A 12,940-nucleotide genomic window follows, 5' to 3' on the forward strand; every position below is an offset into this window, starting at 1 on the left:
CATAGGTATCTACACATTTATCGTGATACCTGTTATTACTTTGCAGAATGATTTCAACCTATCTGTTGGCGGGATTGACTCTCGCCTTACCCGCCGATATCAGACGCTGGTTAAACAGCATATGACGCCCGCGGCTCTTCTTGCTTCTGCGGTTAAAGACCTCGCAAGTGCTCAAAAATCAACTTTCGCAACTACCCAAGCTGTCTGGCGTTTTCTGAATAATAAGCGAATTAGCTTCAGTCAACTCAATGAGCCAATTATTTCGCTAGCACTTGAGCAAATTTCGCTTAGCCCGCATCCATACGCTCTCGTTGTTCATGATTGGTCACGTTTACAATTTCTTTACCATCATGCCAAATACGGACGCTTAAAAATGACGCACGGTGGCGATGTTGGATATGAACTTCAAAGCAGCTTGCTGGTTGATGCTGGCACGGGTTTGCCAATAGCGCCTCTATCTCAGACACTTACCGATGCAACCGGTTGTCATTCAACGTTGGCGGAAGGACTGTCCGAACGGCAGACACATATGGACGCCTTGACGACCGATATTGCCCGTGTGGAATCGCTTAATATAGGTAAAAAGCTGATTCATATAATTGATAGAGAGGGTGACTCTATTGGACATATGCGGACGTTGAGTACTCAAGGAATATGCTGGCTTATCCGAGGAAAAGAAGGACATGGTGCAGAGTGGCAAGGTAATTCATTGAAAATTGGTGAGATTGCTGCTCTTCTGCCATACAACGGATGCGGACAGGTAGACTGGAAAGGGAAAAAAGCTGATATGGAAATCAGTGAAACCTCGATAGTCATAACCCGAGCTGCGCAGCAGAAGCGTAAAGATAAAGAAACCGGCCGCCGCATAAAAATCCAACCTGGAGAGCCTCTGACGGTCAGATTGGTTGTTGTTCGGCTTACGGATGATCTCGGTAATGTGGTGGGACGCTGGACGCTGCTTACAAACGTTTGCAGCGAGATCACCTGCGAGGAAGTAGCTCGTTGGTATTACTGGCGCTGGAATATTGAATCATTTTTTAAGTTGCTGAAAGGTGCCGGACATGACGTAGAAACATGGCTTCAGCGCAGCGCGCCAGCCGTACTACGCAGGTTGTTAATAGCCAGTATGGCTGCTGTTCTGGTATGGCGGCTGCAACGCGCTGAAGGAGAAGAAAATGCGGCAGCCCGCCAGCTGATATGTCGCTTGTCAGGACGACAGCAAAAGCGAGGCCGCAGAGAGAGCGCTCCTGCTCTGCTCGCTGGCCTATCCATCTTGTTGAATACACTAAAATTATTATCGGAATATAGTCTGGAAGAACTTACTCATTTAGCGAGAGTTGCTCTTAAGCCTCCTCCCTGATGTGTAGATACCTATGGCGTAAATGCGGGTTTTCTGCCGGCGCTAATCAGCACCGTTTCTAATTTCTTCGATGTCATTATTCGTGCTTTGCCTTCTGCCAAAAATTTCATGCCGTACATGGCGGCGGGGATGCCCATCCGATTCAGGTTATCACTTATGGCGAGTACGGGGCAGACGTTTTGCCTGCCTTTTGTTTCCCGGCGACAGCGGATAGAATGGTCACGCTCCGTCGCTTGCTGGCCTCGAATGCTATCCCGGCGGCGATTTCTAAACGCGATAGGTTTCATCACGCAGGTGACCCATTTACCCTGGAATAACCCCGTGGGTGACGAGTGCCAAGCACAAATAATAATGAGAACCACTATCAATTCCTGTCCCATTTGCTATTATTCTGGCTGAATTATTCTTCGGTCAGTAGCGGGTGGAGGCACAGCGTGAAATCGGCTGTTAAGCAACAGAATTTATCATTGAGCGGCGTATCAACCGGGCAAGGCGCAGTATTCGCCACGCTGTTGCGCGGCATTTTCCTGAGCCTGCTTCTGAGCGCAGGCGTGACGGGCAATGCCCTCGCTACGCCGGCCACCGCTACGACCCCGACCGCCACGCAATTTGATGCTGCTGCGGCCGACACCGGCGCCGCCGATACGTCCCCGGCGCCGGCCGCCGCTCAGCCAGCGGCCAGCGGCCCGTTATCGCTGCCGGTTCCCGTAGGGGCGACGCCCGCGCAGCAGCAACCGATGCAAATGGATCTTTCCGTTTGGGGCATGTATCAACACGCCGATGTGGTGGTAAAAATTGTCATGATTGGTCTGCTGTTGGCCTCGGTGGTGACCTGGGCATTATTTTTCGGTAAAGGCGCCGAATTGCTGGCGGTTAAACGGCGCCTGCGCCGTGAGTTGCTGCTCTTAAAAGACGTGCGTAGCCTGGATCAAGCCACCACGGTGGCGGCCAATTTCTCCCCCCGCAGCCTGAGCGCCAGTTTATTGGCCGAAACCGCCAACGAATTGGATCTGTCGGCCCGTCTTAGCGACAACAATGGCATCAAAGAGCGCGTGGCCTTTCGTTTGGAGCGTCGGGTGGCCGGCGTTAGCCGCGCCATGGGTAAAGGCAATGGCTTTCTGGCTACCATCGGCGCGATTTCCCCCTTTATTGGCCTATTCGGCACCGTTTGGGGCATTATGAACAGTTTCATCGGTATCGCCCATACCCAGACCACCAATCTGGCAGTGGTGGCGCCCGGTATCGCTGAAGCGCTTCTGGCAACGGCCATCGGCCTGTTCGCCGCCATTCCGGCGGTGGTTATCTACAATATTTTCGCCCGTACCATCGCCGGCTACAAAGCGATGGTGGGGGACTGCGCCGCGCAACTTCTGCTGCTGCTCGGCCGTGATTTGGACCTGGCCGCGGAAGCGGGCAGCCAAGTGTCCGCACAGGTGACTAAATTTCGGGTTGGATAAGTAATGGCGATGCATTTGAATGAGGATGTTGATACCGACGGCGAAATGCACGATATCAACGTTACCCCTTTTATCGATGTCATGCTGGTGCTGCTGATTATCTTCATGGTCGCCGCGCCGCTGGCAACGGTGGATATCCGGGTGGATTTACCCAACTCCACCGCAACGCCTCAACCGCGGCCGGATAAGCCGTTGTATTTATCGGTTAAAGCGGACAAGCAGCTCTTTATCGGCGATAAGACGGTGACAATGGCGACGCTGGCCCAAACGTTGGACGAACAGACCCAAGGTAACAAAGACACGCCAATATTTTTCCAGGCCGATAAGAGCGTGGATTACGCGACGATAATGTCGGTCATGGATAGCTTGCGCAAGGCGGGGTATTTTAAAGTCGGGTTAGTCGGATTGGAAAAACCTGGTCAGGGATAATCTCCTGGCGCAAAATGTCGCCAGCAGGCACGGGTTGGGGGGATAGGCATCCCCCGCTTAGGGATAATTTTCCGGCATAAGATTTTGCCAATGCCACGAATGGCGGTGACTGACCGATTAATGTCCCACGCGCCACGAATGACACTGTCATAACCGATTAGAGTCCTAAACGCCACGAATGGCGGTGCCATAACCGATTCATGTCGCCAACGCCACCAATGACGGTGTCATAGCCGATTAAAGTCCCACGCGCCACCAATGACGGTGTCATGACCTTTCAAAGCTGCCAACAGCCCCGCCAGCGGCGCCCGGCGCTGTCCTGAATGGCTGGCGCTCTCTGTCCGCTGTCCGCTGTGCGGCGTAGCGATAAGCGTGCTCGCAAAAGCCTGCCAAGAAACGCCAGATATCACAACGCGATACCCCAGCTATCAACACCGTGGTCATTAGCGCGCATTCTGACGGTGCAAGGCACCGTTTTCAGTGGGCGCCTGGTTCGCTCAGCGCCGGACGGGGTGTGCGTACCAGGCGTCGGCTTTAAACCTTATCCCAAATGATTGCCCCCGGTGACGCCATGCACCTCCGCCGTCACATAGCTGGATTCCTGCGAGGCGAGATACACATAGATAGGCGCCAGCTCCGCGGGTTGTCCAGCGCGGCCGAGCGGGGTCGAGGTACCGAAAGAGGGCAGTGCCTCGGTCGGCTGTCCGCCGGCCACCTGCAATACGGTCCAGATGGGCCCCGGGGCGACACAGTTGACGCGAATGCCTTTCTGCGCCACTTGCTTAGCCAACCCGCGGGTGAAGTTAAGGATGGCGGCCTTGGTCGAGGCGTAATCCAGCAGCGTCGGACTGGGTTGGTAGGCCTGAATCGACGATGTGGTAATAATCGACGCGCCGGGCGGTAAATGGGGAAGGGCGGCCTTGGTCATCCAGAACAAAGAAAACACGTTGGTTTCAAAGGTTTCACGAAACTGCTCGGTGGTGAGATCGGCGATATCTTTCACGGCGGTTTGCTTTCCGGCCACCAGTGCCAGAATATCCAGCCCGCCCAACTGATTCAGCGCATCCTCAACCACTTTAACATTGACCGACTCATCACGCAGGTCGCCGGGCAGTAACACCACTTTGCGGCCGGCTTCTTTCACCAGCTCGGCTACCTGTTCGGCATCTTTATGTTCGCTGGGATGATAAGCCAGGGCTACGTCGGCGCCCTCACGGGCAAAGGCGATGGCAGCCGCGCGTCCGATGCCGGAGTCGGCGCCGGTCACCAGCGCTTTGCGGCCTTCAAGACGACCGCTACCGCGATAACTTTTTTCCCCGCAATCAGGTACTGGCGTCATGTCGGTTTGCAGACCGGGCGGATTCTGCTGCTGCTTAGGGAAGCCGTCCTTTGAATATTGAGTCACAGGATTCTGCAATTTATATTGATCATAATCAGCCATTATTTTCTCCATGTGCTATTAAAGTTTTACTGAGAGGTAGCCTTAAGGTTAGTTAATGTTTACCAATTTGTCTAATTACTATCAGGTTAAGTAATTTTATCGATGATAAATTATGCTTAAGTAAATAATATATTAATTCGGGGTTAGAGAATATCATGCGTTTTTTTATTCATTTTCGCTAAAAGTACCGTATTATCACCTATTATTACCCGTAGGGCGGTGGCGTTGTATAAGCGATTCTAAGCATTGTCGCGAAATTGCGCTCGCGCGGGATATTTAGCGATGATGAAATCTGTGTGATTGTTGTTATCATTCCCTTCTTTTTTCGCTTTCACTCATCTTGGCGATAATTTAATAAGCCTTTCCGCACTGTTAATGCCGCTTTTACCCTAAACTTTAGTACAGGTTGTTAGTCAATTTCTTTACTGATACTATAAATACGCTTTAAATATCTTCTGCTCATTTTTATTTATAATGATAAAAGGATGGTCTATGTTTAATTTAATCAACGTAGAATACAAGGACATAATAAATGACAGGCTGGAGGAGTTATATCTCCTACGTAAAAGAACGTTTAAAGACCGTTTGAACTGGAAGGTGTCCTGTAAAGGAGAGCGTGAATTTGATGAGTATGATAACGAAAACACCCACTATGTGCTTGGATGCTATAACGGTGAGTTGATTTGCAGCGTCCGGTTTATCAGCATGAAATACCCCAACATGATTACCGGGCCCTTTCGTGACTTTTTCCGCTACGACGCACCCGCCGACGAAACACTGCTGGAATCGAGCCGCTTTTTTGTCGATAAAGACAGGGTTAAGTCGCTAACTGAGACAAAGTTGCCCTTTTGCCATCTGCTGTTTCTAGGCATGATTAATTACGCCCGCGCTATAGGGATGAAAGGGATACTGACCGTGTGCAGCCGATCGATGTACACTATCCTCAAACGCAGTGGCTGGCTCATCGAGGTTCAAACTATTGGTAACTCTGAAAAAGACGAACCGGTCTACCTGCTGCGGCTTCCCATCGATGACGATAGCCAGGCTAATTTGATCAAATATATCCGGCGCTATCATTATTGCGATGAGTATTACTTAAAAAAATGGCCCGTTTATCTATAATAGCATTCTTGCAAAGACACCCATTTGTGGATAAAGCTTGACCGTTCTATAACAGATCTCGGTTGTCAATGGCATGAGCTATCCCAGGCCATAAAGAATAACATCCGACAAGATATTTCTTGAGCCATTGACAATACGGTTATATTGCTATTCATTAAAATTCAGCAGATGTAAATCCGTCGCTTTTTTGATGGCGTGTTTGGCGTTAATGACGTCGAGCTTAACAATGAGATTACCAATATGGAACTTTACGGTACTTTCAGTTATACCCATAATAATGGCGATTTCACGATAAGTTTTACCGATACTTGCCCAATGCAGCGCTTCAATCTCGCGGGAGGTTAGTCTTTTCTCCACTTTAGTATGCAATTTATCGTTTTGCTGCGTTTTCTCCGAAAGAAACCGGTTATGAATGGAAAGAAACAGCAAATACAAACGATCCTCGTGGTCGCCGATACATTTCATCAGCTGATCAGGATCGCTTTCGCTGTACAGGCTAAGCATAGCCAGATTGTTTTCATGATCGTGAAGCGGGAACGTATATCCGCGAGTAATGTTGTATTCTGAGCTTTGGGCGAAGATATTACTTTTCTGGCGCTTGGTTTTTTTAAAGTAATTCTTATGCCACGGGAAAGACATGATCTTTTGACTGGCCACCAGCAAAACGGGATCTTGCTTATATAATTCATTCTTCATGTATTTTTCTACCCATTCTTTCGGATAGTTTGAATAAATGACGGGTTTTTCGTCCTGGGATTTGTTGAAAATAAAATAAGCAAAGCGTATAGGCTGATTGATATTCATTTCATGCTGGAGAAGATCATGAATTTCTGCGATGACCAGACCGTTTTCCCGAGATGTAAATGGCTTAATTATAGAGAACATTTTGCTTCTCATCGTTTGATTTAAGTGATAATGGCAGTATATTGAGGCGCAAAAGGATAATCATGAAAATATTTTCCAGGCAATGACTGCCAGCAGAAAATGAGCAACAGGCAAACCGTGCCCGTCAATAGTTGTGCGCGCATAACAAAAAAATAGCTATTTATTAACCATTTTAGTTAATTATTAAATTGTTAGCGCGGATGAAAAGGCTTAGCTAATGTGTATGTCGCTAAATATACCATGTATATATTATTTACTATTCAGTATCATGTTATTTTCACAATAAGTCAAATTTTATTGTTGGGGGAGTATTTACCCAAAAGTAACTTAAATTATAATTTAATATATAATATGTTCATATAATAATATGAATTAAGCATATAATTAGTTGCCTATCTTTCCCCGGCGGCGCGCAAAGAAGTCTCCCTGCGGCACCCGGCAGGCTGACAGGCGTATGGGTTTACCTTATACTTCTTCTTCATGCCATCATGGTGACTTCCTCTTTGCAGGGAAGTGCCCGCGCATCAAGACCGACATCAGGAAAGCAGAACATGTGCAGGATACTTGAAACCGCAGTGCTGGCGAGAGTCATGAGCAATTATCGTTTTATCCTGTGGGGCGTCATCCCCCTCCTCTTTTTTATTGTGTCCATCGTTTTGCTGCTGTTTGTTACTCAGCAAAATAGTAAAAGTCAGGTGCGTGAAGAAATCCACGGTCTTATCAATGTTATCGACACCCTAATGAGCAATGGCGATGACACCGCCCAACGGGCGCTATTGCTGGCTGGGCGTCCCTGTCCAGCGGTGCTTGAAACGTTGCGCGATCTGGCCGGGCGATACCCTTTAATACGTTCGGTCAGTTTGGCAGATCAGAATGGTCTCTATTGTTCTTCGGCACCCGCGATGAAACATGCGTTGACGCCCGTGCCCGCCGGCGCGAAAGGGGCGGCGCTGAGCTTGCAAGTCGGGCCCGCTGCGGCAGAGATCGTATTAGAGCAACGGCGAGGACAAACACGTGCGGTGGTGATAATGGATTCGCACACCTTGCGCGCGATAATCACTACGCTCAGCCCATCCCGTCCGGTGGGGTTAGCGATAGGCGACACAGTACTCACGTCGGCCGGAACGCTTATTCCGCTCGGCGCGCAAGACCCGAAAAAGCGCCTCATTAGCGGCGTATCGGCACGTTATCCCTATCGATTACAGATGGCGACGCCGCCGGGGGTGCCCTGGCGTTATTTTCTCATTAACGCCGGCCATATGATTTTGCTGATTGCCGCCATTGCGCTGATGATGGCGTTGCTAATACACCAATGGTTGCGAGCGGCCGGTTCATTAAAGAATAATATGCTGCTGGGCCTGAAGCGGAATGAATTCGAGGCCTACTACCAGCCAGTTATGAACGTTGCCCAGGGCTATTGTTCCGGTGTGGAAATTTTGGTTCGCTGGCGTCACCCTGCGGATGGGTTTATTTCACCCGAGGTTTTCGTGCCGCTGGCCGAAGCGTCTGGCTTAATTCTGCCGTTAACGGCACAATTAATGACTCAAGTGGCAGAGGATCTGGCGCAGCATTGGAGCGCCAACGACGAAACGCTCCATGTCGCGTTCAATATTGCGGCGATCCATCTACAAAGCGATAAAATTGTCAAAGATTGCCGTCAGTTTCTGCAAAAAGTGCACTCGCGTAATATTCTTTTGGTGCTGGAACTGACGGAGCGGCAGTATATTGAATTTAATGCCGCCACCCGCAAGATCCTTGCCTCGCTACAGGCCCTTGGCGTTATCATTGCCATTGACGATTTTGGCACCGGCTATTCTGGGCTCTCGTACTTAGGTAACATGCAGATTAATCTATTGAAAATTGATCGCTCCTTTGTCGCAATGATTGCACAGGAGGACAGCGCCACCGATTTGGTCGACGTGGTCATCGAACTTGCTAACCGCTTTGGGATGGAGGTGATTGCTGAAGGCGTAGAAACGGAATTGCAGAAAAGCTATCTGTTAAACAAGCGGGTGGTTTATCAGCAAGGATTTTTGTTTGCTCAGCCGCTGCCGCTAATGGCATTCTTGTCCTGGTATCATCAGCAACGCCGCTCGCGCAGCGCCGCTTCTCCTGCTTTACCGCCGCGAGTGGGTTCAGCCGTGAAGCAAAAAAATGCCTTGCCGCCGGGTTAAAAAGTCATTGCCAGTGACGACGTTAACGATATTGGCTTACTGGATATGTTATTTTTATTGAGTCAGCGGTTTAACAATAAAATCTATCACTAATAAATATCCTAATAATAATTTGATTAAAAATCATCTGCCATGCAGGTGATTCATGTCAGCCGCTATGATGTTCAACAGTAGAAACTGAGTTAATTATCTTGTCGCGCCAGAGGGAATCCGTCGTTACCTTTTTCGTGTTGCCGCCACCGGTTGGCGCTGGCTTAAACGGGTCGCGATCCATTCTCAATCTCGTTCGCCGGCCACAAGGCACTTGCAAAATTATGTCAACTACGGACTGCATTAATAAGTGTTTAACCAGCGTGGATAGAACTATTATCTGGTTTATCTATTGATTAATGTTTAATATCATTGTGATTGAAATTATATGAAATTGTATTTATTGGCTTTTTCGGATTTGCGAATCAATACTATTAGCCCTTGCGTCGACAGAAATCGTTACGCTGCATCATTATTTCCTCCACGTCCGAGCGCGTCGTCTGCGGTTTGATGTTGAGGGAACACGTGTCCTGTTTTCTGAAGGGTATGGCGTCTTATCATCATTATAGTCATACGTTGAATGTTGTTTGTAATACAAGGAGATTTGACGATGAACACTGAACGGCACTATGTCGTGAGCCAAAATGAAAAACTGGCTGTACGTGTATACCGTGCCAACAGCAAGGTGCCGTCACCGGCCGTTCTGCTGTGCCATGGTTTTTATGGCATTCAGGATCTGTTATTACCCCTTTATGCCCAGGCATTCGCCCAGGCCGGCTACCATGCCATTACCTTTGATTACCGCGGATTCGGTGAAAGCGAGGGAGATCAGGGCCGGATTATCCCCGAACAACAGAATAACGATATTATCGCGGTCTTGGCCTGGAGTAAAACGCAGTCCTATATAGATGCTAAACGTATCGCATTATGGGGCACTTCTCTCGGCGGTTGCCTGGTTATCGATGTGGCCGTGCGCTGTCCTGAGATAAAATGTGTCATTAGCCAGATGGGCTTCGCCAGCGGTAATAGGCTGGTTACCGGCGACATGGCCGAAGAGGAAAGAGAGCGTTTCATGAACACCATGGAACGGATGCAGCAGAAAAAGAACCAATCTGGACGTGAACTGATGGTTCCCATCATCAAGGTGATGACCGATGAAGAGTCACGGCGCTTTTATGAGCATGCCAAACACGATTATCCTGCCCTGAACATCAAGGTGCCATATCTGACCGTTTTGGAGGCGATATTGTATCAACCAAAAATCAACGCTCAGAAGCTGACGCAGCCGACGTTTGTCGTGCTGGCGGAATGGGATAAAGTCATACCGGTCGAGCATGGTTTGGCGCTGTATCAAGCCATCACGGCACCGAAAACCTGTCATATCGAACCGCAGGCTTATCATTTCGACATGTTCAAGGGAAAACATTTTGAGAATGTCATTGCCCGACAGCTTCAATGGCTGAAAAACAACCTCTAGCAACGGCGTGTGACGACCGCAGACTGCGCTACCCTTTGGGCGGATGGCGGCGGTCTGGCCAACGACAATCTCTGGGCGGTCGTCGTCCGTCGTTCTCTTTGCCGTCGACTGTTTACTGTCATCGGGCGTCGGAGTTTGTTTCGCCGCCGTGCGCTTGCCGCGAGCAAACCGCCGTCGCCGGTTGTCGCTCTTTGTCCCGCAGCAGGGCGCATGCCCCCTGCCCGCACCACTGAACGCACGCTGCAGGGCAATCTGCCGTCTGCTAGAACCGCGTTTGCAAAACCGACACTTCCAACGGATGGGCAGTCAGCGGCGCCAATCCGTCGACCAGCGTTTTCAGGTGCGCTGATTGCGCATGTTGCTTCAGCGCATCTTCATTGGCCCAAATCTCAATAAACATGAAGCGATCGGGGCGCGCCTTATCCTGATGGAAGGTGTAGCTCAGGCAGTCTTGCTCGCGCCGGGTGGCCGTAATACAGGGGGCGACGACGTTGACTATCGCCTCTGCGCTGCCGGGTTTGCCCTCGACGAGTGCAACAACATGAATCTCGGTGGTCATCGACTTCTCCTTAAATGATTACACGAAGATACGGTCTTGGACCGTTCTGTCTACATGCTACTATCAATAAACCCGTTGCGATCGAGAATCGTGCGGATCCTGTGGGTTAATAATAAAACCCTTTATTTTCTTTTGCGGTGAAAGGAATTGGAGATGGCCGGAACCAGCTTGCTGGCTTTACTTGATGATATCGCGTCGATACTGGATGACGTCGCGGCGATGAGTAAGGTTGCCGCCCGTAAAACCGCCAGCGTTCTGAGCGACGATCTGGCACTGAATGCCGAACAGGTTTCAGGCGTGAAAGCCGATCGAGAATTGCCGGTTGTATGGAAAGTCGCTAAAGGTTCGCTGTTGAATAAAGCGATTCTGGTGCCGCTGGCGCTGGTGATCAGCGCATGGCTTCCTTGGGCGATTACTCCGCTGCTGATGGTGGGTGGGGCTTATCTGAGTTATGAAGGGGTTGAGAAATTAATTGAGAACTGGCACCACCGCAAAGCCAAACACCAGCGCACGCCTGTCTCCCGCCTAGAGGAAGACTCAACGCCCGCGAGGGCGCCCGTGGCGACGGAGGGTTTATCCCAACCGCAACAGCAACAGCAAACGCAAGCACAGCAACCGCAACAGCAAGTACAGCCGCAGCAACCGCAACTGCAAACGCAGCCGCAAGCGCCGACAAGTGATCACGCCGCGGCGGTAGAGAAGGGCGCGGAGGGATCCTTCGGGCGGGATGCCCTCTTGGCCCTGGAAAACAAAAAGGTGAAAGGCGCTGTGCGGACCGATTTTATTCTCTCGGCCGAAATTATCGTGATATCACTCAATATCGTCGCTCAGGCGCCATTGCTCACGCAGATTGCGGTAATGGTACTGATTGCGTTGGTGATGACGTTGGGCGTTTACGGCCTTGTGGCGGCAATCGTCAAAATGGATGATCTGGGGCTTTATATGAGCCGACTGACGGGACAAGGAGCCATGAACGCCCTGCTGCGCCGCGCGGGCGGCTGGATTGTCAGTGCCGCGCCGCTGCTGATGAAAACGCTCTCGGTGGTGGGTACTATCGCCATGTTTTTGGTCGGGGGGAGCATTTTGGCGCATGGTTTTCCCTGGACCCACGGCCTTATCGACAGCATCGGCGAACATTACCGTGGTGTTACCGGTACGCTGATGATAAGCCTCAGCGATATGCTGCTGGGCTTAATTGCCGGTACGATCGTGGTGCTTATCGTCGCCGCGTTAAAGAAACTGTTTGGCCGCGGGCAGCATACCCGGGCCGGCTAATTATCCTTCGCCCTTTAACACATGGGTGCGCGGGGACATTCCCTACGGCTGATGATTGCCGGGCAAGGGTGCCAGGTTTACCCGGGCGGGCTATCTCCTGTAACGCGCCAGCGGCATCAGTTCGTCATCACGGCGCAGAAATCAATCTGCGTCCGCCACCCCGCGTTGCCCTGACGCCAGGGATGCGGGAATGGACTGGCTCGACAGGGCGGCGGCGGCGCAAATAAGCGCCAGATGACTCAGCCCCTGTGGCAGATTGCCGCGCCACAGGCCGGTGTTAACGTCAAACATTTCGTTAAACGTCTCTATATTACCGTTATCGCACAGGTGGTCGAAAATCTCGCTCATTGCGGCGTTGGCTTCGTCCATGCCGTCAAGATTGGCTAACGCCTCTACCCGCCAAAAAGCGCAGGCGACAAAAGTACTCTCTTCCTTCTCCACGCCAGAATAACGATACAGCATCGCGCTGCCATGCCCCAACTCATGATGGATAGCGGCGTACGTCGCCAGCATTCGTGTACGATTTATTCTGGCGCCGTAAGCATGCATCAGGGTCAACGAGGCATCCAGCTTATCGCTGCCCGGATAGAAGGTATAAGCCTGCCTTATATCTTGATCATTGACTTTCAAAGGTTAATGATCCCCAACTGATCATTGGGATGTTACCGGTGAGTTTGTACTCTGCCTTAAGCTTACAGCTTGTACGTCAGATTAAACCCTGGTGACATATT

Annotated in this window: 11 protein-coding genes and 1 pseudogene; 7 read left to right on the forward strand and 5 right to left on the reverse strand. The window is 50.5% G+C overall.

What is annotated here, in order from left to right; translation table 11 throughout:
* Window positions 1-1,360, forward strand: a 1,360-nt coding sequence (locus CINSTRO3249_RS06635) for a flagellar biosynthesis protein FlhF (RefSeq protein ID WP_254304262.1), incomplete at its 5' end; no start/stop codon positions are given.
* A gap of 11 nt (window positions 1,361-1,371) precedes the next feature.
* Here CINSTRO3249_RS06635 and CINSTRO3249_RS06640 read toward each other — a convergent pair.
* A complete protein-coding gene (locus CINSTRO3249_RS06640) occupies window positions 1,372-1,647 on the reverse strand; it encodes a hypothetical protein (RefSeq protein WP_125933131.1) in 276 nt (91 codons plus the stop codon).
* A gap of 147 nt (window positions 1,648-1,794) precedes the next feature.
* Here CINSTRO3249_RS06640 and exbB point away from each other — a divergent pair, with 147 nt between their 5' ends.
* Window positions 1,795-2,817, forward strand: a complete 1,023-nt coding sequence (gene exbB, locus CINSTRO3249_RS06645; RefSeq protein ID WP_371441368.1) for a tol-pal system-associated acyl-CoA thioesterase — start codon at window positions 1,795-1,797, stop codon at window positions 2,815-2,817.
* A gap of 3 nt (window positions 2,818-2,820) precedes the next feature.
* The gene (gene exbD, locus CINSTRO3249_RS06650; protein ID WP_074012685.1) at window positions 2,821-3,246 is read left to right on the forward strand and encodes a TonB system transport protein ExbD; all 426 of its coding nucleotides are present in this window, start codon (window positions 2,821-2,823) and stop codon (window positions 3,244-3,246) included.
* 541 nt (window positions 3,247-3,787) lie between these two features.
* On the opposite strand, the gene CINSTRO3249_RS06655 is transcribed toward exbD, so the two are convergent.
* Window positions 3,788-4,687: an SDR family oxidoreductase gene (locus tag CINSTRO3249_RS06655; RefSeq protein WP_074012686.1), complete on the reverse strand. Its 900-nt coding sequence runs from the start codon at window positions 4,685-4,687 to the stop codon at window positions 3,788-3,790.
* A gap of 492 nt (window positions 4,688-5,179) precedes the next feature.
* Here CINSTRO3249_RS06655 and CINSTRO3249_RS06660 point away from each other — a divergent pair, with 492 nt between their 5' ends.
* The gene (locus tag CINSTRO3249_RS06660; RefSeq protein ID WP_074012687.1) at window positions 5,180-5,809 is read left to right on the forward strand and encodes an acyl-homoserine-lactone synthase; all 630 of its coding nucleotides are present in this window, start codon (window positions 5,180-5,182) and stop codon (window positions 5,807-5,809) included.
* A gap of 147 nt (window positions 5,810-5,956) precedes the next feature.
* Here the strand turns inward: CINSTRO3249_RS06660 and CINSTRO3249_RS06665 are convergent, their stop codons facing one another.
* Complete coding sequence (locus tag CINSTRO3249_RS06665; RefSeq protein ID WP_074012688.1) at window positions 5,957-6,694, reverse strand: LuxR family transcriptional regulator; 738 nt, start codon at window positions 6,692-6,694, stop codon at window positions 5,957-5,959.
* 590 nt (window positions 6,695-7,284) lie between these two features.
* Here CINSTRO3249_RS06665 and CINSTRO3249_RS06670 point away from each other — a divergent pair.
* Both CINSTRO3249_RS06670 and CINSTRO3249_RS06675 read left to right on the forward strand, forming a co-directional pair.
* On the forward strand, window positions 7,285-8,868 hold the full coding sequence (locus CINSTRO3249_RS06670) for an EAL domain-containing protein (RefSeq protein ID WP_074012689.1): 1,584 nt from the start codon (window positions 7,285-7,287) through the stop codon (window positions 8,866-8,868).
* Window positions 8,869-9,508: 640 nt separating this feature from the next.
* Window positions 9,509-10,375 carry an alpha/beta hydrolase gene (locus CINSTRO3249_RS06675; protein WP_074012690.1) on the forward strand — a complete coding sequence of 289 codons (867 nt, stop codon included), beginning with the start codon at window positions 9,509-9,511 and terminating at the stop codon, window positions 10,373-10,375.
* Window positions 10,376-10,637: 262 nt separating this feature from the next.
* Here the strand turns inward: CINSTRO3249_RS06675 and CINSTRO3249_RS06680 are convergent, their stop codons facing one another.
* Window positions 10,638-10,934, reverse strand: a complete 297-nt coding sequence (locus CINSTRO3249_RS06680; RefSeq protein ID WP_074012691.1) for a putative quinol monooxygenase — start codon at window positions 10,932-10,934, stop codon at window positions 10,638-10,640.
* A gap of 153 nt (window positions 10,935-11,087) precedes the next feature.
* Here CINSTRO3249_RS06680 and CINSTRO3249_RS17155 point away from each other — a divergent pair, with 153 nt between their 5' ends.
* Entirely contained in the window at window positions 11,088-12,209 is a 1,122-nt protein-coding gene (locus CINSTRO3249_RS17155) for a DUF808 domain-containing protein (RefSeq protein ID WP_174249743.1), read from the forward strand.
* 141 nt (window positions 12,210-12,350) lie between these two features.
* Here CINSTRO3249_RS17155 and CINSTRO3249_RS06695 read toward each other — a convergent pair.
* A pseudogene (locus CINSTRO3249_RS06695) lies at window positions 12,351-12,815 on the reverse strand (glycoside hydrolase family 15 protein); the annotation flags it as partial.
* Between the last annotated feature and the right edge of the window lie 125 nt (window positions 12,816-12,940).

It is taken from the genome of Candidatus Sodalis sp. SoCistrobi (assembly GCF_900143145.1).
Lineage (GTDB): Bacteria > Pseudomonadota > Gammaproteobacteria > Enterobacterales > Enterobacteriaceae > SoCistrobi.